Source organism: Mesorhizobium alhagi CCNWXJ12-2, from assembly GCF_000236565.1.
Taxonomy (GTDB): domain Bacteria; phylum Pseudomonadota; class Alphaproteobacteria; order Rhizobiales; family Rhizobiaceae; genus Allomesorhizobium; species Allomesorhizobium alhagi.
Genome location: NZ_AHAM01000131.1, coordinates 1 through 21,625 on the forward strand (window position 1 = coordinate 1; position 21,625 = coordinate 21,625).

Below are 21,625 nucleotides of genomic sequence, written 5' to 3' on the forward strand. Positions count from 1 at the left end.
GAGCGATACGGCGCTCTTTGACGCGGTCATTCCGCCGCCGACCCGCAGCAGGACGCGCGCCTCCGCGGGCGTAAGATCGAAAAGCGTCGTAAGCACTGCTTCCGGCGGCGGCGAAGCGGACGTCGTCGTCGATATGAAGACAGCAGCGCAGGCGGGACGGAAAGTGGCGCGCGCGGTCCCCTCGGTCAGCGGCAGGACATAAGCGACGGCTGGCGGCTGACCGGCCGCCGAGATCGGCAGTCCAATGCCGCGCGAGCCAAGCGAAGTTTCGGCGTTGGCCGCGCTGGCGATCGCGTCCAGCAAGGCGCGAGCCGTCCTGGGGTTCTGCGCATGAAGCAGTCCGCTTCTGGAAAAAATGGGGCCTTGTGCGGAGAGCATCGCCTCGGCGCGCGAATTCGCGTAGAGGATGGCGCCATTCGCGCCGGTAAGAACGACAGGCGTCGCGAGGTTATCGAGCGCCGCGCGGTAGAGGCTGGCCGCGACCCGCGCCTGGTCGAGCAGATCGCCGATCATGGATGCCCGCCGCAAATGCGGCGAGAGCAATGCCAGGAAACGCTGTTCCTCGGGGGTTATGAAGCCTCTGCTGGCCCGTATCGTATAGCTCACCAGGCCGATCCGGTCCGACGTATGGACGAATTTGGCAATGCAGGCCTCGCGCAATCCCTGCGGCCTGGCCCAGTTCCGATAGAAGGGCGATTGCTGCAGTTCGGCTTCGCTCATGCTCGACAAGGTCGCCGCCGGCGTGTCGATGTCGCCGAGGACCGCTGCCTTCAGCCCTGGAATTCCTTCAAAATCATATTCCTGGAGAGCGCGCATCTGCGCCGGATCCCAGGGCGATTGAGCCGCGAAACGGCCGCGGTTGTCGTCGGCGCCGGCCAGGGCGATGGTTGTATAGGCGGCGTCGACGGCTTGTGTGATCCGGACCAATACGTCAGTCCAGATCTCCGAGTTTAAAGCACAATCGTAGATGTCGCCAACGATCGACGACAGCAGTTCCTGGCTCAACCTGCTCAAAACGACTCCTGCTATCGCGGTCTCCGCCCCCGGGACGAAGCAGGGCAAGACCGCCAATAGCAAGTTTCACTTCCGCGCGCGGAAAATTCGATGCGACGGATTTGGCATCGTCATCCGTTCGGGTGACGACATGCGTCGCCGGCGAGCTTAGTTGAGCGCCCAAACGACGAAACTCCACGAGCATCCAGGCCGCCTGTTCGGGCCGGGAATGGGCGTTGGCGTGTCGCCCCAACTCCTCAACACGAAAGGCTCTCCGCAATGACCACGACGATTACCAGCAACCTGACCACGCAGTTCAATATCACGGCCCCAAACGACAACTGGGTCTTGGCCAATGGCGTTTCGATCAACGTGGCGAACGGTCACGGGATTTTCAACGGCGGAGCCTACCACGACAGCGTCGTCGAAGTGCGAGGCCACATAACGGCGAACGCCACCTACAAGGCGGGCGTCTACTCCGACGGTTTGGACGCCATTTTGAGCGTTGCCGATCTCGGCACTATTCATGCCTACAATGGCATGGCTTTTTACGGCGACGGTACGGCGGCTGACAACCACGGCATCATTACCGCTTCGAATATTGGCATGTACGGCAATGGAAACGATATCAAAATTTCCAATTTCGGCTCCATTGTAGCGGAGGCTGGAATATATGTAGAGGCTGCGTCGAATCACTCTCAAATAGAGAATAATGGAAAAATCGAAGGATACTCCGGTATCATCTCGGTGAATAGCAGATTAGATATTAAACTTGGTTCGCAAAGCGTAATTGATGTTCAAGGTATTGGCATCATATCACAAGGACAACTTACAACTTACGTTGAAAATTACGGATTTATAAAATCCGCCAATCTTGCAATCAAAGGCGGCGACGGCGAAGACATCGTCATAAACTATGGAAATATCCAAGGGGGAATCTTCCTTGGCGGCGGAAACGATTTTTTTGACAACCGCACCGGGACAATCGATCACGCAGTCGACGGAGGCCTTGGTGACGATTACTACGTATTTGGCGCTAAGCCGTTCATTATTATCGATAGCGGTGGAAACGACACAATTGGTACCGAGATCACTCGCAGCCTGGCGTCGTATGGCAATATCGAAAATCTGCATCTGTGGGGAAGCGCCAACATCAATGGCACCGGTAATCAACTTGCAAACGTCATCTCAGGCAATTCCGGCAACAACATTCTCGACGGTGGCGCGGACAATATAGTCGATCAGCTTGAGGGCCGAGAGGGCAATGACACCTACGTCCTTGGCGCTGGGTTCGACATAGTAATTGAGAGCATTTTTCCATCTGCGGCTTTCGTCGGAACCGTCTATGGCGGCGTTGATACTATCACATCGACTATCAGCCGCTCGCTTGGCGACTATGCACATGTCGAAAACCTGAAACTGCTCGGTTCCGCCAATATCAACGGGACCGGCGATGAAGCCGCAAACGTCATCACAGGCAATTCCGGCAACAACATCCTCAATGGTGGTGGCGGCAACGACACGCTCAACGGCGGAGCTGGCGCGGACGCTATGTTCGGCGGCACAGGCGACGACATCTACATCGTAGCCGCGGCAGGCGACACCACCATCGAGAATGCCGGCGAAGGTACCGACACGGTGCGCTCCTATATCGACTGGGTGCTGGCCAACAATGTCGAGCGGCTGGAGCTGCAGGGCTCAGGCAATCTGAACGGCACCGGCAATGCGCTCAATAACACGCTGGTCGGCAATTCCGGCAACAATTTGCTCAACGGCGGCGCAGGAAACGACTACATGGTCGGTGGTGGCGGGGATGACACTTTCATCGTCGCCGCGGCCGGGGACATCACGGTGGAAAGTGCCGGCGGCGGCACTGACACGGTTCGCTCCTACATAAACTGGACGTTGGGAGCCAACGTCGAGCGGCTGGAACTTCAGGGCTCGTCGAACCTCAACGGAACCGGCAACAGCTTGAACAATACGCTGGTCGGCAATTCCGGAAACAACAGCCTGAGTGGTGGCGATGGGAATGACTACATCACCGGCGGCGCCGGTAATGACACGCTCACCGGAGGTGTCGGCAACGACACGCTGATCGGCGGCGCAGGCAGCGATAGTCTCAATGGCGGTGCGGGAAACGACCGGTTCGATTTCGACCTGGTTTCCCACAGTCCGGTCGGACCGGCGCTTCGCGACTCGATTGTTGGCGGCTTCAGCCATGGCTTCGACCTGATCGATCTCGCGACTATCGACGCCAACACGCTCGTCGCCGGCAACCAGGCCTTCTCCTTCATCGGCTCAGCAGCATTCTCTGGAGCGGCCGGCCAGCTACGCTATACCAACTACAACGGCACCGTGATCATCGACGCCGATGTGAACGGCGATTCAATCGCCGACATGCAAATCCTGGTCGCCGGCACCAGCTTCATGACGGGAACCGATTTCGTTCTCTAGAGGCACATGCCAACTGGCTTGGCCGAAAACTCGCGCTGCCTTCTGCTGTGAATCGCGCCCAAGGAAGCATGGCTTGGTTTGTCGGCCGACCGACCCTCCCCTCACCCGTTGGCGCGGGCGACGGCCCGTTTAGCCATGACCACGATCAGGTTCGCCCTATACTCGGCCGAGGCGTGGATGTCGGTCATCAGGCTATCCGCCGGCACGCTGAGCCCGTCGAGCGCCGACGGGTCGAAATTGTTGGCCAGCGCGGCTTCGATTTCGGCCGACCGGAACACGCCGTCGTCGCCGGCGCCGGTGACGGCCGCCCTCACCCCGCTATCGCCCGTGGCCACGAACACGCCGACGATGGCGTAGCGCGAGGCCGGGTTGCGGAATTTCTCGTAGGCCGCCTTGGCCGGCGCGGTGAAGCGCACCGCGGCGATGATCTCGCCCTCCTCCAGCGCGGTTTCGAACTGGCCGGTGAAGAAATCGTCGGCCGCGATCTCGCGACGGTCGGTGACGATGGTGGCAGCGAGCGCCAGCAGCGCCGCAGGATAATCGGCCGCCGGATCGTTGTTGGCAATCGAGCCGCCGATCGTGCCCATGTGGCGGACATGCGGGTCGCCGATCATGCCGGCGAGCCTCGACAGAGCCGGGCACGCCGCCTTGAGGCCGGCGTCGGCAGCGACCTCGGCATGGGTGGTGCCCGCGCCGATGGTGACGGCCGAGCCGGAAACCTTAACGCCCTTCAACTCCGCAATCCGGCCGATATCCACCAGGTCGGAGGGCGCGGCGAGCCTGGTCTTCATCGCCGGGATCAGCGTCATGCCGCCGGCAAGCAGTTTGGCGTCCCCCTGGCCGGCGAGTTTTACGGCATCGGCGACGGAGGCGGCGCGGTGGTAGGTGGTTGCGTACATGTGGTTTTCTCCCTTCGGGAGAAAGCGAATAGGAAGTAGCGAATAGCGAACAGGGACCGACCCCATTTGCGCCGCGCTTTTCTTCCCTATTCGCTACTCCCTATTCGCTATTCGCTTCTCTTCAATGCTTCCGAATCGCCGCCCAGACCTTCTGCGGCGTTGCAGGCATGGTCAGTTCGTCGGTTCCGATGGCGTCGGTGATGGCGTTGATGACCGCGGGCGGCGAGCCGATCGCGCCCGCCTCGCCGCAGCCCTTCATGCCAAGCGGGTTGCCCGGGCACGGCGTGTTGGAGGTCGAGACCTGGAAGGACGGCAGATCGTCGGCGCGCGGCATGGTGTAATCCATGTAGCTCGCGGTCAGGAGTTGGCCGCTATCGGGATCGTAATGCGCACCTTCGAGCAGCGCCTGGCCGACGCCCTGCGCGATACCGCCATGCACCTGGCCCTCGACGATCATGGGATTGATGATGTTGCCGAAATCGTCGGCCGCCACGAACTGGACGATTTTCGTCACGCCCGTTTCCGGATCGACTTCGACCTCGCAGACGTAGCAGCCTGCCGGGAAGGTGAAGTTGGAGGGGTCGTAGAAAGCCGTCTCCTTCAGCCCCGGCTCCATGCCGCCCGGCAGATTGTGCGCGGTGTAGGCGGCGAGCGCCAGTTGGAACCACGGCACAGACTTGTCGGTGCCGGCGACCTTGCAGGCGCCCTCCTCGATGACGATGTCGCCCTCGTCGGCCTCCAGCAGGTGCGCCGCGATCTTCTTCGCCTTGGCTTCGACCTTGTCGAGCGCCTTGACGATGGCGCTCATGCCGACCGCGCCGGAGCGCGAACCGTAAGTGCCCATGCCCATCTGCACCTTGTCGGTGTCGCCATGGACGATCGAGACGGAATCGATCGGCACGCCGAAGCGTTCTGTGACCAACTGGGCGAATGAGGTTTCGTGGCCCTGTCCGTGACTGTGCGATCCGGTGAGAACCTCGATCGTGCCTACGGCATTGACGCGCACCTCCGCGCTTTCCCACAGGCCGACGCCGGCCCCGAGCGAGCCCACGGCCGCACTCGGCGCGATGCCGCAAGCCTCGATGTAGCAGGACAGGCCGATGCCGCGCAGCTTGCCGCGCCGCTTCGCCTCTTCCCGGCGCTGCGGGAAGCCCTGATAGTCGGCGGCCTTCATAGCGGCGTCGAGCGAGGCGGCATAGTCGCCGGCGTCATAGCACATGATGACCGGGGTCTGGTGCGGGAACTCGGTGATAAAATTCTTGCGGCGCAGTTCGGCCGGCGAAACGCCGAGCTGCCTTGCCGCCGTCTCCATCAGCCGTTCCATGACGAACGTCGCCTCGGGCCGCCCTGCCCCGCGATAGGCGTCGACCGGCGCGGTGTTCGTGTAGATCGCCTTCACATTGGCGTGGATGGCCGGGATGTTGTACTGCCCCGACAGCAGCGTCGCGTAGAGATAGGTCGGCACCGAGCTGGAGAACAGCGACATATAGGCGCCGAAATTGGCCTTGGTCTCGACCTTGAGCCCGATCACCCTGTGATCGCCGTCAAAAGCCATTTCGGCATGGGTGGCGTGGTCACGGCCATGCGCATCGGTCAGGAAGCTTTCGGTGCGGTCGCCGACCCATTTGACGGGAACGCCGGTCTTCTTCGACGCCCACAGGCAGACGATCTCTTCCGGATAGATGAATATCTTGGAGCCGAAGCCACCGCCGACATCGGGGGCGATGACGCGCAACTTGTTTTCCGGTGCGATGTTGTAGAAGGCGCTCATCACCAGGCGGGCGACATGCGGGTTCTGGCTGGTCGTCCAGCAGGTGTAGTGGTCCTCGGCCTTGTCGTAATGACCGAGCGCCGCGCGCGGCTCCATCGCGTTCGGAACCAGCCGGTTGTTGGTGATGTCGATCTTGACGACATGCGCGGCCCTGGCGAAGGCGGCGGCGGTTTCGTCGGCATTGCCGATGTCCCAGTCGAAGATCAGATTGTTGTCGGCTTCCGGGTGGAGCTGCGGCGCGCCGGGTTCCAGCGCCTTGACCGCATCGGTTACCGCCGGTAGTTCGCGATAGCTTACCTCCACCGCTTCTGCGGCATCCCGCGCCTGACCCTTGGTGTCGGCGACCACGATCGCCACCGCATCGCCGACATAGCGCACCCGGTCGACCGCCAGCGGCGACCACGCGCCCATCTTCATCGGCGTGCCGTCCTTCGAATGGATCATCCAGCCGCAGATCAGGTTGCCGATGCCATCGGTCTTGAGCTCGCGCCCGGTGAGCACGCCGACGACGCCAGGCATCGCCTTCGCCGCCTCGACATCGATGCCGGCGATATCGGCATGGGCGTGCGGACTACGCACGAAGGCCGCGTGCTTCATTCCCGGCAGGACGAAATCATCGACATAGCGCCCGGCGCCGGTAATGAATCTCTTGTCTTCCTTGCGCGCCACGCGGGCGCCAATGCCTTCAATGCCCATCCGATTTCTCCTCCCAAACCTTGTTGTGAACAAAAATGGGCCGACGGCGGCAGGCGCGTAGGGATAAGCCCTTGAAACGCCGAAGATTTATTCGTGTCACCGATCGCCGGCCATGACCTTTTTATCCACGACGAACCTCAAGCCGCCTTCCTGCCGCCCGCCGACATCGCGGCCGAGGCAGCCAGTATCGCCTTGACAATGTTATGATATCCGGTGCAGCGGCAGATATTGCCTTCCAGCTCCGCTCGCACAGTTGCCTCGTCCAGGCCGTCCGGATGGCGGGCGATCATGTCGGTAGCCGCCATGATCATGCCCGGCGTGCAGAACCCGCATTGCAGACCGTGATGCTCCTTGAAGGCGGCCTGCACCGGGTGCAGTTCGGCGCCGTTCGCAAGTCCTTCAATTGTAACGATATTCGAGCCGGATGCCTGGGCGGCGAGCATCGTGCAGGACTTCACCGCCTTGCCGTCGACATGGACCACGCATGCGCCGCATTGCGAGGTGTCGCAGCCGACATGGGTGCCGGTCAGGCCGACATGCTCGCGAAGATAATGCACCAGCAGCGTGCGGTCCTCGACCACCCCGCCGACTTGCCGGCCGTTCACCACCATCGATACTTCGGACATGTTCCCTCCTCGGCACGTTCAGCCGCCAGGATGCGCGGCCCGGATCGAAATCATACACGGCTATCGAAGCGGGGGAAGATGCTTCTTTTATCGGATCGGACCAACCCACCAAATAGGTTGCCCGGTGGCGCGCCGCATGGCTTCGTGCCAAGATTTTGGAGGGAAACGCAGCCGATCCGCTCTCCTGAGCGGCGAAGGCTGGGTGAAACCGGCGTCACCAGCGACGAGGCACGCAAATGAGCGAGATCATCCTGCACAATTATTACCGCTCCTCGACCTCATACAGGGTGCGGATCGCGCTGGAGATGAAGGGGATAAAATACCGCTACGTGTCGCATCATCTGCGGCTCGGCGAGCATCTGGAACCCGCCTATCTGGCGGTCAATCCACAAGGCTTGGTGCCGGCGCTGATCTGGAGCGACGGCGCGCTGCTCACACAGTCGCTGGCGATCATGGAATTTTTGGACGAAATCCAGCCGCAGCCGCCGCTGCTGCCCCCGGACGCGCAGGGACGGGCGCGGGTGCGTATGCTGTCGCAGATGATCGCCTGCGACATCCATCCGGTGAACAATCTGCGCATATTGACGGCGCTACGCACGCTTTACGGCGCGGGCGACGAGGACGTCGCCAACTGGTTCCGGCACTGGGTCAACGAAACCTTCCAACCGCTTGAAAAGATTCTGGCAGAAAGCTCGGATACCGGAAAATTCTGCCATGGCGATTCGCCGGGTCTGGCCGACATCTGCCTCGTCGCGCAGGTCGCCAATAATGCCCGTTTCAACCTCAACATGGTACCTTACCCGGTAATCTCCCGGATCAGTGCCGAATGCCTGACATTGCCGGCCTTCATCAAGGCCGCGCCCGCCAACCAGCCGGACGCGGAGTGAGCGCTATCGGTCAGGCGCCGCTTTTCTGCGGCGCTCATAGAGCATCACCAGCGTTTCGGCGATCAGCGCGGGCCGCTCGTCGCCTTCGATCTCGACCGTGTTGCTGGCCTTCATCAGATACTGTCCCGGGCCCTTGTTCTCGATCGACGTCATCGTGACGCGCAGCCTGATCCGTGCGCCTGACTTCACGGCAGTGACGAACCGGACCTTATCGAGGCCGTAATTGAAGGCAGCCTGGGTGTTTTCCGGCACCATGCCCAGATCTTGCGCGAGCGCCGCGACCAGCGACAGCGTCAGATAGCCATGCGCGATGGTCGTGCGGAACGGGCTCTCCCTGCGGGCGCGCTCGGCATCGACATGGATCCACTGGTGATCGCCGGTGCAATCGGCGAACTTGTCGATCATCGCCTGATCGACGGTGACCCATTCGGACACGCCCAGTTCCTTGCCGACAAAATCGTCGAGCGTGGCAAAGGTCAGTGTCGCCATGGTGTATGTCTCCGCATCCGGGCGGCAATCTAGCGTCGCAGCCGACCACTTGAAAGGCCGCACCCGCCCAGGCAGTTCGATCAGCGTCGCGGCGGCTGGAAACGCTGCCGGTAAAGGCGCGGCGTCAGGCCCTTGAGCGCCTTGAACTGGCGGTTGAAATTGGCCAGTGAATTGTAGCCGACGGCGTCGGCAATATGGGCGACCGGCTTCGCGGTCGCCGTCAGCATAGCGCAGGCTTCGCCGATTTTCATGCGGATCAGATAGTCGGAGATGGAGAGCCGCATATGGCGGCGAAACAGCCTGTGCAGGCCCGAAGGGCTGAGCGCCGCGATGTCGGCGAGGTCGCCGATTGCGACGCCGGACGCGTAATTCAGGTGGATATGATCGAGCACGCGGTCGATACGGGCACGGTCGCCATCGGCCGGGCGCGCCACCACCATGCGGCTGGCCAGCGTCTCGCTGGTCTCGTCCCTGGCGAGCACGCTCAGGACCTCGATGAGGCGCAGCAGCCTTTCGTCCGGCGGCCGCGTGAACAGATCCTCGATCGCCGGCCGCACGCGACCGGCGCAACCCGGCGAAAAACTCAGGCCCGCAGCCGCGCGCTCCAGCATGGCGGCGACGTGGCCGAGTTCGACGAAGGCATCGCCTAGGGTCGCCGCCCATTGCGCGCTGAACCACATGACCAGCGCGACATGCGGCCGGTCCGGGTCGATCTTGTCGGTGGAACTCCATGTGTGCGGCAAATTGGGCCCGACCAGAACCAGATCGCCATCGCCAAAACTGGCGGTATGATCGCCGATGAAGCGCTGGCCGCGCGAATTCAGCGTCAGCGTCAGTTCGAACTCCGGATGGTGGTGCCACTGGAACGGAATTTCCGCATCGAGCCGCCTGTTCAGCATTGCCCATGAGGCGCCCGGCTCGGGATGCACCTTCTCAAGGAATGGCTTCATTGCGCGAGTTTCCCGTCAAAGAAGCCAGAATAGTATCGGAATGTGCTTCGCTAATACAACATTGGCGGCTTGCGGCGCTGTACGATTACCATCATCGCCACTGGAGGCGGAACCATGGGAGAGAGACATGCAGCCGCAAATTCAGAGAGACGCGCATCCGTCAACGCGCCAGGTCACCACGCAGCTCAAGGATATCCAAAAGCGGCTGCCGCTCCGGGTATTGAGCGAGGAGGATTGGCAGCACTGGATTTCGAGGGGCTATGTGATTGTTCGCGATGCAGTGCCGCAGGAGAATGTCCGGCGGCTCGTGGATCTGCTCTGGGAGTTTGACGAGAAGGACCCCAACGACCCTGAGACCTGGTACGCACCGCAGCGCCGCGACCACCTTATGAAGGAGTTGAACGGCACCGGGATGCTGGAGATCTACAATCACCAGTATCTCTGGGACAACCGCCAGGTCCGGCGCGTTTACGACGCTTTCGTCGACATATGGGACCGCGAGGATCTCTGGGTGACAATCGACCGCGCCAATCTGAACCCGCCCAAGCGCACGCCCGGCAATGTCAACGGCTTCATCCACTGGGACGCCGACACTTCGCTCGATCCGCTGCCGATCGGCGTTCAGGGCGTGTTGTCGCTGGTCAAGCAGGACGGCGACATTGGCGGCTTCCAGTGCATTCCCGAACTGTTCTTCGGCTTCGACGAGTGGGTGAAAACGCAGCCGGCTGACCGCGATCCGATGCACCCGGACATTACCGGGCTGACGATCACCAACATCGAGATGAATCCCGGCGACCTGCTGATCTTCAACTCGTTGCTGGCGCATGGGGTGCGGCCGAACCGCTCGAAGGATCGGGTGCGCATGGCGCAGTATATTTCAATGCAGCCGGCCGACGAGGACGACGTCGTCGAGCGCGAGACTCGGATAAAGATGTGGCGCGAGCTGGAAAGCCCGAAGCGCGACGCCTTCCCCGGCGACCCGCGCGACTGGGAAAAGAAGAACGCCAAAACGGCGGTGCTCACCGAACTCGGCGAAAAGCTGCTTGGCTTGAAAAGCTGGCGATAGGACAGTTCTTGCGCAACCTCAGAGGATGCGCTGACCGCTCTCGGGATCGAAGAACACGGCCTTATCGAGATTGAACACCAGCCGCGCCGTCTCGCCAGCCGCGACATTGGCGTCGGCGCGGAGCCGCGCCGTGACCTGCCGGTCGCCCAGCCGGGTAACGGCGAAAGTATCGGAACCGGCCGGCTCGACCACCTCGATCAGGCATTCGCTCTCGGCCAGATGCCGGGCGTTGCGATCGGCTCCGTCCCTGTCGGTCAGCGCCTCCGGGCGGATGCCGAAGATCGCCTCCCGCCCGGCATGCGCGGCAAGCCCTGCCGGTGCATTGGGGATGGAAAGCACCAGCGGCTCGCTGTCACTGCGCCCGGTCGAGATCGAGACGGCGGCCCCGTTGCTGCCAATCGTGACCGGAACGAGGTTCATTGCCGGCGAGCCCATGAAATCGGCAACGAACAAATTGGCCGGATTGTTGTAGATCTCGGCCGGCGTGCCCGACTGTTGCAACAGCCCGTCCTTCAGCACCGCGATCTTGGTCGCCAGCGTCATCGCCTCTATCTGGTCGTGCGTGACATAGACGATCGTGGTTCCCATGCGCTGGTGCAGGCGCTTGATCTCGGTGCGCATATCGACGCGGAGCTTGGCGTCAAGATTGCTGAGCGGCTCGTCGAACAGGAACACTAGCGGGTCGCGCACCAGCGCTCGACCTATAGCGACGCGCTGACGCTGGCCTCCGGAAAGCTGGCTCGGCCGGCGGTCGAGCAGATGGCCGATCTGCAGCATGTCGGCCACCTGGCTTATCGCCTTGTCCCGCTCGGGTTTCGGCACGCCGCGGATCTCCATACCGAAGGCGATGTTCTGCGCCACAGTCATGTTGGGATAGAGCGCGTAGGACTGGAACACCATTGCGATGTCCCGCTGCGACGGGTGCAGCCGGTCGACCACGCGTCCGCCGATGCTGATCGAGCCGCCGGTAGTGGTTTCGAGGCCCGCGATCGAATTGAGCAGCGTCGATTTCCCGCAGCCGGACGGCCCGACCAGCACCAGGAAACCGCCCTCCTCCACGTCGAGGTCGATGCCCTTCAGCACCCTCACACTGCCGAAGGTCTTTTCCAGGTTGCGGATTTCAAGAAACGCCATTCTCTAACCCTTTACCGCGCCTGCCATCAGGCCGCGCACGAAATAGCGACCCGACACGACATACACGACCAGCGTCGGCAGCGCCGCCAGTATCGCGCCGGCGAAATGCACATTGTATTCCTTCACGCCGCTCGACGAGGAGACGAGATTGTTCAGCGCCACCGTCATGGGCTGCGAGTCGAAATCGCCGAAGGATGCGCCGAACAGGAAATCATTCCAGATGTTGGTGAACTGCCAGATCACAGTGACGACGATGATCGGACCGGAGGACGGCAGAAGGATGCGCCGGAAAATCTGGAAGAAGCTGGCCCCATCGATCTGCGCGGCCTTGACCAGTTCGGTCGGGAAGGCTGCGTAGTAATTGCGGAAAAACAAAGTGGTGAAACCAAGCCCATAGACGACGTGGATCAGCACCAGCCCCTGCGTGGTGCCTGCGATGCCGAGAAGGCCCAGAATGCGGGCCGCGGGGATGAGCGCGATCTGGAACGGGATGAAGCAGGCGAGCAGCATCAGGCCGAAGACGAGATTGTCGCCGCGGAACCGCCATTTGGTCAGCACGAAGCCGTTCAGCGCGCCGAGCAGCGTGGAGATCGCGACGGCTGGCACGACCATCAGGATGGAATTCATGAAATAAGGTTTGAGGCCGGTCGCCTGCACGCCGATCTGCGCGGTCGACCACGCGGTGAACCACGGCTCGAAGGTGAGCACGCTCGGCAGCGACAACATGTTGCCCTCACGGATTTCGGAGAGCGGCTTCACCGAATTCACCACCATCACGTAGAGCGGCAGCAGGTAGTAGATCGCGAACAGGATCAGCGCGATGTAGATCAGCCCGCGCGCCAGCTTGTTGATGTTGGCGGCATTGTCCGGCGAAGGAGTGCTCATGCGCGCGGCCCTCCCCTCAGCTCCGAATAGAGGTAGGGGATGATGATCGAGAAGATCATGACCAGCATGATGATCGCCGACGAGGCGCCGATGCCCATGGAATTGCGGGTGAAGGTGTAGGAATACATGAAGGTGGCAGGCAGTTCGGTCGCCTGCCCCGGCCCGCCGCCGGTCAGCGCCACGACGAGGTCGTAGGATTTGATGGCGAGGTGAGCGAGCACGACGAAGGCCGACAGGAACACCGGCCGCATCAGCGGAATGATGATGCGGCGGTAGATGGTCATGGTCGACGCGCCGTCGATCTGCGCGGCCTTGATGATCTCGTTGTCGACGCCGCGCAGGCCAGCCAGGAACATTGCCATGACGAAGCCCGACGATTGCCAGACCGCGGCGATGACGACGCAGTAGATCGCCAGGTTGCGATCCTTGATCCAGGTAAACGTAAAACTTTCCCAACCCCAGAGATGCATGGTGTTCTGAAGGCCGATGCCGGGATCCAGGAACCATTTCCAGGCCGTGCCGGTGACGATGAAGGAGAGCGCCATCGGATAGAGATAGATCGGCCGCAGGAAACCCTCGGCGCGGATCTTCTGGTCAAGCAGGATTGCGAGAAACAGGCCGAGCACCGAGCAGATGATGATGTAGAGGGAGCCGAAGATGCCGAGATTGGTCAGCGCCCGCCACCAATGCGGCAGCGCCCAGAGCTTCCGGTAGTTTTCGAGGCCGACGAAACCGTAGGACGGCAGCATCTTGGAATCGGTCAGCGACAGGAAGCCGGTGTAGAGGATGAAGCCGTAGACGAAGAGCAGTATGGCGGCGAAGCTCGGCGCGAGCACCAGTCTCGGCACGGCGTCCTGCAGTCGATTGCGTGTCAGCATGGCTCATCAGTCCGCCAGCGCTGCGGCGGGCGCAAGGGCATTAGGGGAAGCGGATTACACGAGATCCGCCAGTGAAAGGCGGAGCGCGCTTTTCGGGCGCGCCCCGCCGGGTGGAGGGATTACTGAGCCGCCGCGACCGCGGCTGCGAGTTCGGCCGGCGCTTCGTCGGTCGAAAGGTCGCCGTTGAAGTGACGGGTGATGACGTCATACATGGCGTTCTTCACCGCTGCCGGAGCCGAATGGCCATGCGCCATCGAACCGAACAGCGAGCCGTTTGTATTGGCTTCGGCGAGGTCGGCCATTCCCTTCTTGCCGCAATCGTCGAAATCGGTATTCGGCACATCGGTGCGGGCCGGAACCGAACCCTTGACCACGTTGAACGCCGACTGGAAGACCGGGTTCTCGATGGCCGAAGCCATCGCAAGCTGCGCCTTCTTGCTGTCCTCGCCGACCTTGAACATCATGAACTGGTCGGAATTGAAGGTGACGGCCCCCTGCGTGCCGGGAAAGCGGATGCAGACGAAATCCGTGCCCGGCTTCTGGCCGGCCTTCAGGAACTCGCCCTTGGCCCAGTCGCCCATGAACTGCAGCCCGGCCTTGCCTTCGATGACCATCGCCGAAGCTAGGTTCCAGTCGCGACCGGAGAAATTGTCGTCGACATAGGAGCGCAGCTTCTCCATGCGGCCGAAGGCTTCCTTCATCTTGTCGCCGCCGAGGGCCGCGGGATCGAGATCGACCATCGAGGCCTTGTAGAAGTCGTTGCCGAGCGACAGCACGACGGCGTCGAAAATGGTCGCGTCCTGCCAGGGCTGGCCGCCATGCGCGACCGGCGTGATGCCGCTTTCCTTGAACTTGTCGAGGAGCGCGATCAGCTCGTCCCAGTTCTGCGGCTCCTTGCCGCCTGCCGCGTCGAGGGCCTTCTTCGAAATCCACACCCAGTTGGTGGAGTGCACGTTGACAGGCGCCGCGATCCACTTGCCGTCATGCTTGGAGAAATTCTGCAGCGCGGTCGGGATGACCTTGTCCCAGCCCTCGGCGGTGGCGATCTCGCTCAGGTCGCCGACGACGCCCTGATTGGCCCAGTCGGTGATGTCGAAGCCCAGCGCCTGCACGGCGGTCGGCGGGTTGCCGGCTGTGACGCGGGCGCGCAGCGCGGTCATGGCGGCTTCGCCTCCACCGCCGGCGACCGGCATGTCGGACCAGGCGACGCCCTTCGATTCGAGATCCTTCTTCAGGACCTCGAGCGCGGCGGCTTCGCCGCCCGATGTCCACCAGTGCAGAACCTCGACATTGTCGGCCGTCTTCGCGGCGCCGGTGGTCAGCGCGATCAGCGCCGCGCCCGCAGCGAGTTTCGTGAGCATTCGAAATGACATTGAAACCTCCCTTTATCCGGCTGCTGAGCAGCGCCGGTCAAAATTTATAACGATGTAATCGACTGGACTGTCAAGGCGCTGGCGATAGAGGCCGGCTTGCAGATGGGGCAGCTTTTGCTTGCGCGGATCGCCAACCATCCGGCACGCGAATTGCAGCTTGTGCACGATCCGAAGTTGCAGTTCATCGAAGACTAACGCGCCGATTGCCCTGAAAGGACAGAATCAGTCCGCTCCCTGCCTGAATTGAAGTTTTTACGGGGTTTTTGACGATTTTGCTTGCATCCGGAGAAATTTGGTAATTCTAGCTGATTGAATACTTGGCAACTGATTTCCCATACCGGCCTAGTCGGCCATTCGGAGTAGCGACCTTGCAAGAAAACGATACTTCAGCCCTCGAACTGACAGCTTCCATCGTCTCGGCCTATGTCTCGAAGAACAGCGTTCCCGTCGCCGGCCTGCCGGACCTGGTGGCCAGCGTGCACGCTTCGCTGCAGAAACTCGCGAGCTCGCCGGAGCCGGTGCCGGCGCCCTTGACGCCAGCCGTACCGATCAAGAAATCGGTGACGCCGGATTACATCGTCTCGCTCGAGGACGGACGCAAGTTCAAGTCGCTGAAGCGCCATCTCAGCGCCCATTACGGCATGACGCCGGACGAATACCGTGCCAAGTGGAACCTGCCGAGCGATTATCCGATGGTCGCGCCGAACTACGCCGCCACCCGCTCGGCCCTGGCGAAAACCATGGGGCTCGGCCGCAAGCCCGGCACAAAGGCGACGCCGAAGGTCAAGCCGGCCACCGGCGCGAAGCGCGGCCGTCCGAGAAAGGTGTCCTGAGCGACACAGCCGGATAGCTTGGCGGCTATTCGTCCGGGGCAAATCCTTTCGGAACGTCCTCGACCCGCCTGATCCGGCCCTGGTCCAGGCGGAACACGCCGTTCTGCCCGCCCTGCCTTTCGAAATCCGACTGCAGCTCGTCCCAGGTGCCGAGATATTCGCCGCAATCGTCGCACCGGATCTCCGATTCCGGGCGCGCATTGGCAGGTATCCTGAGCCGGATCGTCAGGCAGTAGGGGCATTCGAGTTGATGGTTCAGGTATTCCGCCGTCACGGAGTTGCCCTCGTTGACCCCGATGATGCCATGCCGACCAGCCAATGTCGAATAACACCGCCTTGAGGCGCTGGACATATCCGCAAGGCTGTCAGGAGTGACTTGACGCCGCGCGGCGTCAAGAGTTAGGGCCGAGGTCCAACCAAGCATCGGACAGGAAGGGCCCCAATCCCATGGAAATCTTCACTGCCGCGGGCTTTTCCGCGCTCCTTCAGGTCATTGCTATCGATCTCGTTCTCGCCGGCGACAACGCCATCGTCATCGGACTGGCGGCGGCCGGGCTGCCAGCCGAACAACGCAAGAAGGCCATTATCGTCGGCATTCTCGCGGCCACTGTTTTGCGAATCTTTTTCGCGCTGATCACGCAACAACTCCTCCAAATCGGGCCGATCCTGCTAATCGGCGGTGGCATCCTCCTGCTCTACGTCTGCTGGAAGATGTGGCGCGAGCTCAGAACCACGCACAAGGAGGAGGAAGAGGCGACCGAGGCGCTGTCGGACATCGACTACGACAAGAGCGGAGCAGTAGCAGGAGGCGCTCCGCGCAAGACCTTCGCGCAGGCTGCCTGGCAGATCGTCATTGCCGACGTATCGATGTCGCTCGACAACGTGCTGGCGGTCGCCGGCGCGGCGATGGACCACCCGACCGTGCTCATCATCGGGCTCGCGCTCTCCATCGCGCTGATGGGTCTTGCCGCGTCCTTTATCGCACGGCTTCTGCACAAGCACCGCTGGATCGCCTATGTCGGCCTGCTGGTGATCCTCTATGTGGCTATCGAGATGATGCTGAAGGGTGCCTACGGCCAGTGGCCGGAGCAACTCGCATTCCTCGGCGGGTGGTTCGGTGCGCCGGGACAGATGGGCCACTGACCGGGACGCTGCGTCGCGGTTTTCCTGCGGCCGGAACTGTGTTATTGCGCCGCGTAAATCGAGCGCCGTGGGCGCTCGCACAATTAATCAACGCACTCAGGCAAGGCCGGACCTCCACGGTTCCGGCTTTTGCCGTTGAAAGACACGATATGTCCGCACCCGCTCCACGCGTCAGTTTCGTCAGCCTCGGATGCCCGAAGGCGCTTGTCGATTCCGAGCGGATCATCACCAGGCTGCGCGCCGAAGGATACGAGATCGCTCGCAAGCATGACGGCGCCGACCTCGTCGTCGTCAACACCTGTGGCTTCCTCGATTCAGCGCGTGACGAGTCGCTCGCCGCCATCGGCTCGGCCATGTCGGAAAACGGCAAGGTCATCGTCACCGGATGCCTCGGCGCGGAGCCGGACGTCATTCGCGAGAAGCATCCCAACGTACTCGCCATCACAGGGCCGCAGGCCTATGAGAGCGTGATGGCGGCCGTTCACGAGGCCGCGCCTCCGACGCACGAGCCGTTCATCGATCTTCTGCCGCCGCAGGGCGTGAAGCTGACGCCGCGCCACTACGCCTATCTCAAGATTTCGGAAGGCTGTAACAACCGCTGCACCTTCTGCATCATCCCGGCGCTGCGCGGCGACCTTGTCTCGCGCCCCGCCGGCGATGTGCTGCGCGAAGCCGAAAAACTCGCCAAGGCCGGCGTCAAGGAAATCCTGGTCATCTCGCAGGATACCAGCGCCTACGGCATCGACATCAAATACCAGACCAGCCTGTTCCAGGAGCGTGAGGTGCGCGCCAAGTTCCTCGATTTGTCAAAGGAACTGGGCGAACTCGGCGTCTGGGTGCGCATGCACTACGTCTATCCCTACCCGCATGTCGCGGACGTCATCCCGCTGATGGCCGAGGGAAAGATCCTCCCCTATCTCGATATACCCTTCCAGCACGCCTCGCCGCAGGTGCTGAAGAACATGCGCCGCCCGGCCCATGGCGAGAAGACGCTGGAGCGCATTCGCGGCTGGCGCGAGATATGCCCCGATCTCGCCATCCGCTCGACTTTCATCGTCGGCTTTCCCGGCGAGACCGACGAGGATTTCGAGATGCTGCTCGATTGGCTGGACGAAGCCAAGATCGACCGCGCCGGCTGCTTCAAATACGAGCCAGTGAAAGGCGCCCGCTCGAACGATCTCGGTCTCGAACAGGTGCCGCAGGAGGTGAAAGAATCCCGCTGGCACCGCTTCATGCAGCGCCAGCAGAAGATCTCGGCTATCCGGCAGCAGAAGAAGGTTGGCAAACGCCTGCCCGTCATCATCGACGAGGCGCACGGGATGTCGGGCAAGGGACGCACGAAATACGACGCGCCGGAAATCGACGGATCGGTTCACATCCAGTCGCGCAGGCCGCTGCGCGCCGGCGACATCGTGACGGTCAGGATCGAGCGTGCCGACGCGTACGACCTTTACGGCTCGGCCGTCTGAGCCGGCACCGGGTTCGATCTAGGCCACGGGCTGACCCAGGCCCGATACGAGAACATCTCCCTCGACCCGGCCCAGAATGAGCGAGTGGCTCCAATGCCGCAAGTCCGGCGCGCCATCGCCTCGCTCAGGCGCTTCGAATTTGTCCAGCGGAGCCCAGCCCTCGCCTCCCGCGACCATGACCCGGCCGCCGGCGGCGAGAACCAAAGCGGCCCCACCAGCAACATCCCAGATGTTTGGACGCTCGAAATGCGCCGCCTCGAGCAGGCCGGCGGCAACGAAGGCGGCTTCGATGGCCGCCGAACCGGTTGTCCTCATCTCCCAGCCGCCTTCATTCGATCGCCCGGCGGCTACGCCAGCCAGGTGCCGGCGCACGAGCGGATTGTGCTTGGGCGTGACCGGATCACCGTTGAAGCAGAGCGTTCCACCCAGCGATGCATGGTAGACGCCAGCCCGCAGCTCATGGCTGGCGGCGCACCAGATCGCGCCCGCGACCGGCCGCCCGCGATGCAGGACGCCGATGGTCGCCGCAAAAAGCGGAAAGCCATTGACGAAATTGGCCGTCCCGTCGATCGGATCGACGGCCCAGACAAAGTCATGGTCGCGCGCCGGACGCTCGTCCAATTCTTCTCCGATTATGTCGTGCTCCGGAAAGGATTTGGCCAGGCGGGCGCGGATCAGTTCCTCGATGTTATCATCGACCTCCGATACCGGATCCTGCCAGATTTCCTCCACTTCCGAGATGGTCTTGTAGCGGACGGAGAGCATTCCGCCGAGCGCTGTCTTGATTTCAGCGCCCGCGAGATTGGCGAGTTCGACCGCCGTCCTTTCGATCTTGGCAAGATATCGTGCTTCAATCGCTGTTTCATGCCGGGATTGGTCCTGTGTGTTCATACTTGCTCCTGATCGGTCTCATTCTCATCCGGCGCGTGCGGAGGCTCCACCGGAAGGAGGATTTCAATGGGCTTTCCATGCACTTCCACGAAGAGTTCCGCGCGCTTTTCCGGTCGGTCGGGCAGCTTGTCGTCGATGCGAAGGGGCGTATCCCCCTCATATTCAATCCGCAGGCGGCGGCCGTGGACGGCGGTTGCCGGAGAAACGGTCCCATCCGGCGCGGTGAGCCAATCGAGCATGGCGGATCGCTGGTCCTTGCGAAGGCAGACGACATCGAAAACCCGGTCGCCCGAATTGGCCTTCGGATAAAACGGCAGTTTCGAACCGATAAAGCCGATGTTCAGACCCTCCACCGCGAGCAGGTCGCCTTCCACCCGGACACCGTCGATATCGATGTCCACGTCGAGCGGCGGCGCCTTCTTCAGGATGTCCAGCAACGCGTCGCGGCCGAGCTGGATCTTCTGCTCGCGCGTCGCATCCTCATCGACTTTTGTTCCGATCGCCTTGGCGAAGATGCCGCATCCCACTGCCTCCACGAACGGCCGTTCTCCCCAGGGGCCGGTGGCCAGGCCGATGTCGAACCGCTGTCTGCGTCCCGCTTTCCATCCCTCGGCATGCTTCCACGCATCGCCGACAATGCCGAGGGACGTCGCGACGTTGTTCGCGGTGCCCAGCGGAACGATTGCCATCGGAATGCTGCGATCGGCTATTCTCGTCATGACCTTCCGGACGGTGCCGTCGCCGCCGGCGACAACCACCAGATCGGCTGACTCCTTCAGCATGTCCTTGAAATCCGGCCCCTTGGTCGAGCAGTATGTCGCTCGAAACCCCGCCCTGCTCAGCGCCGCGAGCATATCCTTCCTCGAGTGATCGCCCGAGCCGGCATTGGGGTTGTGAAAGAGCAGCGCGTCCATGCGCGTCTAAACGGACGAATCCCGATTTCGCTCCCGGAGCGCAATATTGCAGTCGGCGCGCGGCCAAACAAAAAGGGCGCCGCCGGCGCCCCTTTCCGTTCGCGTGAATGTGGGCCGATCACTTCGGCAGTTGGTCGTCCACGCCCTGGACGTAGAAATTCATGCCGAGCAGCACGCCATCCTCGGCGACCTCGCCGTCCTTCAGCCATTCCGAGCCGTCCTGCCTGTTGATTGGGCCGGTGAAGGGGTTGAATTCGCCGGACTTGATCTTGGCTTCCGTCTCTTCGGCGAGCTTCTTCACGTCATCGGGCATGTTGGTGTAGGGCGCCATAACGACATGGCCTTCCTTCATGCCACCCCAGACGTCATGCTGCTTCCATGTGCCGTCGATCACCGCCTTGACCCGCTCGATATAGTACGGGCCCCAATCGTCGACGATCGAGGTGAGCTGCGTTTCCGGGCCGAACTTGATCATATCGGAAGCCTGGCCGAACGCCTTGATGCCGCGCTCGGTCGCGACCTGCATGGGCGCGGTCGAATCCGTGTGCTGGGTGATGATGTCGACACCCTGATCAATCAACGCCTTGGCCGCGTCGGCTTCCTTGCCCGGGTCGAACCAGGTGTTGGCCCACACGACCTTGACCTTGAAGTCAGGGTTCACGGACTGCGCGCCAAGCACGAAAGCGTTGATGCCCATTACCACTTCCGGAATCGGGAAGGAGGCGATGTAGCCGGCGACACCCGCCTTGGACATCTTGGCCGCGATGATGCCCTGGACGTAACGGCCCTCATAGAACCTCGAATTGTAGGTCGCCACGTTCGGATGCTCGCGCTTGTAGCCCGTCGCGTGCTCGAACTTAACGTCCGGGAATTTGCCGGCGACCTTGTTGGTCGGGTCCATGTAGCCGAAGGAGGTCGTGAAGATGATGTTGCAGCCGGAGCGTGCGAAACGCTCGATGGCGCGCTCGGCGTCGGCGCCTTCCGGCACGCTTTCGAGATAGGCCAGCTCGACATTTTCCTCGCCGAGATTCTTCTGCATCTCGAGCGCGCCCTGATGGTGCTGATAGGACCAGCCGAAGTCGCCGATTGGCCCGACATAGATATAGCAGGCCTTGGTTGCGGCTTGCGCGCCCATTGTGCCGAGCGACAGCACGGCTGCCGCTGCGGCCAATGACAGAATTGTTTTTTTCATTCTTGTTCTTCCTCTTTCAGTGTTGCCGGGGACACTATCCCGTTGTTGTTCGAGCCTGATCCGAAAACCGTTCCCATTTTTC

Annotated in this window: 20 protein-coding genes; 6 read left to right on the top strand and 14 right to left on the bottom strand. The window is 62.0% G+C overall.

Annotated features, from left to right (window positions below; translation table 11 throughout):
• On the bottom strand, positions 1 to 1,014 hold a 1,014-nt coding region (locus MAXJ12_RS15190), incomplete at its 3' end, for a PAS domain-containing protein (protein ID WP_040586378.1).
• Between the two features lie 258 nt (positions 1,015 to 1,272).
• On the opposite strand from MAXJ12_RS15190, the gene MAXJ12_RS34440 reads away from it, so the two are divergent.
• A complete protein-coding gene (locus MAXJ12_RS34440; RefSeq protein ID WP_008836794.1) occupies positions 1,273 to 3,447 on the top strand; it encodes a calcium-binding protein in 2,175 nt (724 codons plus the stop codon).
• A 101-nt stretch (positions 3,448 to 3,548) separates the two neighbouring features.
• Here MAXJ12_RS34440 and MAXJ12_RS15200 read toward each other — a convergent pair whose 3' ends face one another.
• From MAXJ12_RS15200 to MAXJ12_RS15210, 3 genes are all read right to left on the bottom strand, one after another.
• Entirely contained in the window at positions 3,549 to 4,346 is a 798-nt protein-coding gene (locus MAXJ12_RS15200) for an FAD binding domain-containing protein (protein ID WP_008836795.1), read from the bottom strand.
• 121 nt (positions 4,347 to 4,467) lie between these two features.
• Positions 4,468 to 6,813, bottom strand: coding sequence for a xanthine dehydrogenase family protein molybdopterin-binding subunit (locus tag MAXJ12_RS15205; protein WP_008836796.1), 2,346 nt, complete (start codon positions 6,811 to 6,813; stop codon positions 4,468 to 4,470).
• Positions 6,814 to 6,950: 137 nt separating this feature from the next.
• On the bottom strand, positions 6,951 to 7,439 hold the full coding sequence (locus tag MAXJ12_RS15210; RefSeq protein WP_008836797.1) for a (2Fe-2S)-binding protein: 489 nt from the start codon (positions 7,437 to 7,439) through the stop codon (positions 6,951 to 6,953).
• A gap of 236 nt (positions 7,440 to 7,675) precedes the next feature.
• On the opposite strand from MAXJ12_RS15210, the gene maiA reads away from it, so the two are divergent.
• Positions 7,676 to 8,326, top strand: a complete 651-nt coding sequence (gene maiA, locus MAXJ12_RS15215) for a maleylacetoacetate isomerase (RefSeq protein WP_008836798.1) — start codon at positions 7,676 to 7,678, stop codon at positions 8,324 to 8,326.
• A 3-nt stretch (positions 8,327 to 8,329) separates the two neighbouring features.
• Here maiA and MAXJ12_RS15220 read toward each other — a convergent pair whose 3' ends face one another.
• Positions 8,330 to 8,815 (bottom strand): MaoC family dehydratase, encoded by a 486-nt coding sequence (locus MAXJ12_RS15220; RefSeq protein ID WP_008836799.1) that lies wholly within the window; start codon positions 8,813 to 8,815, stop codon positions 8,330 to 8,332.
• Positions 8,816 to 8,895: 80 nt separating this feature from the next.
• Positions 8,896 to 9,765, bottom strand: a complete 870-nt coding sequence (locus tag MAXJ12_RS15225) for a helix-turn-helix domain-containing protein (protein ID WP_008836800.1) — start codon at positions 9,763 to 9,765, stop codon at positions 8,896 to 8,898.
• Positions 9,766 to 9,892: 127 nt separating this feature from the next.
• On the opposite strand from MAXJ12_RS15225, the gene MAXJ12_RS15230 reads away from it, so the two are divergent.
• Positions 9,893 to 10,831, top strand: a complete 939-nt coding sequence (locus tag MAXJ12_RS15230) for a phytanoyl-CoA dioxygenase family protein (RefSeq protein WP_008836801.1) — start codon at positions 9,893 to 9,895, stop codon at positions 10,829 to 10,831.
• An 18-nt stretch (positions 10,832 to 10,849) separates the two neighbouring features.
• Here the strand turns inward: MAXJ12_RS15230 and MAXJ12_RS15235 are convergent, their stop codons facing one another.
• The 4 genes from MAXJ12_RS15235 to MAXJ12_RS15250 all read right to left on the bottom strand — a co-directional run bounded on the left by MAXJ12_RS15235 (position 10,850) and on the right by MAXJ12_RS15250 (position 15,089).
• Complete coding sequence (locus tag MAXJ12_RS15235) at positions 10,850 to 11,965, bottom strand: ABC transporter ATP-binding protein (protein WP_008836802.1); 1,116 nt, start codon at positions 11,963 to 11,965, stop codon at positions 10,850 to 10,852.
• 3 nt (positions 11,966 to 11,968) lie between these two features.
• Positions 11,969 to 12,850: a carbohydrate ABC transporter permease gene (locus MAXJ12_RS15240; protein WP_008836803.1), complete on the bottom strand. Its 882-nt coding sequence runs from the start codon at positions 12,848 to 12,850 to the stop codon at positions 11,969 to 11,971.
• Complete coding sequence (locus MAXJ12_RS15245; RefSeq protein WP_008836804.1) at positions 12,847 to 13,728, bottom strand: carbohydrate ABC transporter permease; 882 nt, start codon at positions 13,726 to 13,728, stop codon at positions 12,847 to 12,849. Before MAXJ12_RS15245 ends, MAXJ12_RS15240 begins: the two co-directional genes overlap by 4 nt.
• A gap of 119 nt (positions 13,729 to 13,847) precedes the next feature.
• The gene (locus tag MAXJ12_RS15250) at positions 13,848 to 15,089 is read right to left on the bottom strand and encodes an ABC transporter substrate-binding protein (protein ID WP_008836805.1); all 1,242 of its coding nucleotides are present in this window, start codon (positions 15,087 to 15,089) and stop codon (positions 13,848 to 13,850) included.
• Positions 15,090 to 15,469: 380 nt separating this feature from the next.
• Between MAXJ12_RS15250 and MAXJ12_RS15255 the strand changes: the two genes are divergently transcribed.
• Positions 15,470 to 15,934 carry a Ros/MucR family transcriptional regulator gene (locus MAXJ12_RS15255; protein ID WP_008836807.1) on the top strand — a complete coding sequence of 155 codons (465 nt, stop codon included), beginning with the start codon at positions 15,470 to 15,472 and terminating at the stop codon, positions 15,932 to 15,934.
• Between the two features lie 25 nt (positions 15,935 to 15,959).
• On the opposite strand, the gene MAXJ12_RS15260 is transcribed toward MAXJ12_RS15255, so the two are convergent.
• Positions 15,960 to 16,253, bottom strand: a complete 294-nt coding sequence (locus MAXJ12_RS15260) for a hypothetical protein (RefSeq protein ID WP_008836808.1) — start codon at positions 16,251 to 16,253, stop codon at positions 15,960 to 15,962.
• Positions 16,254 to 16,381: 128 nt separating this feature from the next.
• Here MAXJ12_RS15260 and MAXJ12_RS15265 point away from each other — a divergent pair, with 128 nt between their 5' ends.
• A complete protein-coding gene (locus tag MAXJ12_RS15265; protein ID WP_008836809.1) occupies positions 16,382 to 17,077 on the top strand; it encodes a TerC family protein in 696 nt (231 codons plus the stop codon).
• A gap of 149 nt (positions 17,078 to 17,226) precedes the next feature.
• Positions 17,227 to 18,546 carry a 30S ribosomal protein S12 methylthiotransferase RimO gene (gene rimO / locus MAXJ12_RS15270; protein ID WP_008836810.1) on the top strand — a complete coding sequence of 440 codons (1,320 nt, stop codon included), beginning with the start codon at positions 17,227 to 17,229 and terminating at the stop codon, positions 18,544 to 18,546.
• Between the two features lie 18 nt (positions 18,547 to 18,564).
• Here the strand turns inward: rimO and MAXJ12_RS15275 are convergent, their stop codons facing one another.
• The 3 genes from MAXJ12_RS15275 to MAXJ12_RS15285 all read right to left on the bottom strand — a co-directional run bounded on the left by MAXJ12_RS15275 (position 18,565) and on the right by MAXJ12_RS15285 (position 21,543).
• Positions 18,565 to 19,437 carry an inositol monophosphatase family protein gene (locus MAXJ12_RS15275; RefSeq protein WP_008836811.1) on the bottom strand — a complete coding sequence of 291 codons (873 nt, stop codon included), beginning with the start codon at positions 19,435 to 19,437 and terminating at the stop codon, positions 18,565 to 18,567.
• A complete protein-coding gene (locus MAXJ12_RS15280) occupies positions 19,434 to 20,351 on the bottom strand; it encodes a diacylglycerol/lipid kinase family protein (protein WP_008836812.1) in 918 nt (305 codons plus the stop codon). The genes MAXJ12_RS15275 and MAXJ12_RS15280 overlap by 4 nt, the downstream gene beginning before the upstream one ends.
• A gap of 118 nt (positions 20,352 to 20,469) precedes the next feature.
• On the bottom strand, positions 20,470 to 21,543 hold the full coding sequence (locus tag MAXJ12_RS15285) for a BMP family ABC transporter substrate-binding protein (protein ID WP_008836813.1): 1,074 nt from the start codon (positions 21,541 to 21,543) through the stop codon (positions 20,470 to 20,472).
• Positions 21,544 to 21,625: the final 82 nt, after the last annotated feature.

What these genes read in the sequence shown, in the direction of transcription:
- MAXJ12_RS34440 (WP_008836794.1), top strand. Translation starts at nt 1,273, where the DNA reads ATGACCACGACGATTACCAGCAACCTGACCACGCAGTTCAATATCACG.
- MAXJ12_RS15200 (WP_008836795.1), bottom strand. Translation starts at nt 4,346, where the DNA reads ATGTACGCAACCACCTACCACCGCGCCGCCTCCGTCGCCGATGCCGTA.
- MAXJ12_RS15205 (WP_008836796.1), bottom strand. Translation starts at nt 6,813, where the DNA reads ATGGGCATTGAAGGCATTGGCGCCCGCGTGGCGCGCAAGGAAGACAAG.
- MAXJ12_RS15210 (WP_008836797.1), bottom strand. Translation starts at nt 7,439, where the DNA reads ATGTCCGAAGTATCGATGGTGGTGAACGGCCGGCAAGTCGGCGGGGTG.
- maiA (WP_008836798.1), top strand. Translation starts at nt 7,676, where the DNA reads ATGAGCGAGATCATCCTGCACAATTATTACCGCTCCTCGACCTCATAC.
- MAXJ12_RS15220 (WP_008836799.1), bottom strand. Translation starts at nt 8,815, where the DNA reads ATGGCGACACTGACCTTTGCCACGCTCGACGATTTTGTCGGCAAGGAA.
- MAXJ12_RS15225 (WP_008836800.1), bottom strand. Translation starts at nt 9,765, where the DNA reads ATGAAGCCATTCCTTGAGAAGGTGCATCCCGAGCCGGGCGCCTCATGG.
- MAXJ12_RS15230 (WP_008836801.1), top strand. Translation starts at nt 9,893, where the DNA reads ATGCAGCCGCAAATTCAGAGAGACGCGCATCCGTCAACGCGCCAGGTC.
- MAXJ12_RS15235 (WP_008836802.1), bottom strand. Translation starts at nt 11,965, where the DNA reads ATGGCGTTTCTTGAAATCCGCAACCTGGAAAAGACCTTCGGCAGTGTG.
- MAXJ12_RS15240 (WP_008836803.1), bottom strand. Translation starts at nt 12,850, where the DNA reads ATGAGCACTCCTTCGCCGGACAATGCCGCCAACATCAACAAGCTGGCG.
- MAXJ12_RS15245 (WP_008836804.1), bottom strand. Translation starts at nt 13,728, where the DNA reads ATGCTGACACGCAATCGACTGCAGGACGCCGTGCCGAGACTGGTGCTC.
- MAXJ12_RS15250 (WP_008836805.1), bottom strand. Translation starts at nt 15,089, where the DNA reads ATGCTCACGAAACTCGCTGCGGGCGCGGCGCTGATCGCGCTGACCACC.
- MAXJ12_RS15265 (WP_008836809.1), top strand. Translation starts at nt 16,382, where the DNA reads ATGGAAATCTTCACTGCCGCGGGCTTTTCCGCGCTCCTTCAGGTCATT.
- rimO (WP_008836810.1), top strand. Translation starts at nt 17,227, where the DNA reads ATGTCCGCACCCGCTCCACGCGTCAGTTTCGTCAGCCTCGGATGCCCG.
- MAXJ12_RS15275 (WP_008836811.1), bottom strand. Translation starts at nt 19,437, where the DNA reads ATGAACACACAGGACCAATCCCGGCATGAAACAGCGATTGAAGCACGA.
- MAXJ12_RS15280 (WP_008836812.1), bottom strand. Translation starts at nt 20,351, where the DNA reads ATGGACGCGCTGCTCTTTCACAACCCCAATGCCGGCTCGGGCGATCAC.
- MAXJ12_RS15285 (WP_008836813.1), bottom strand. Translation starts at nt 21,543, where the DNA reads ATGAAAAAAACAATTCTGTCATTGGCCGCAGCGGCAGCCGTGCTGTCG.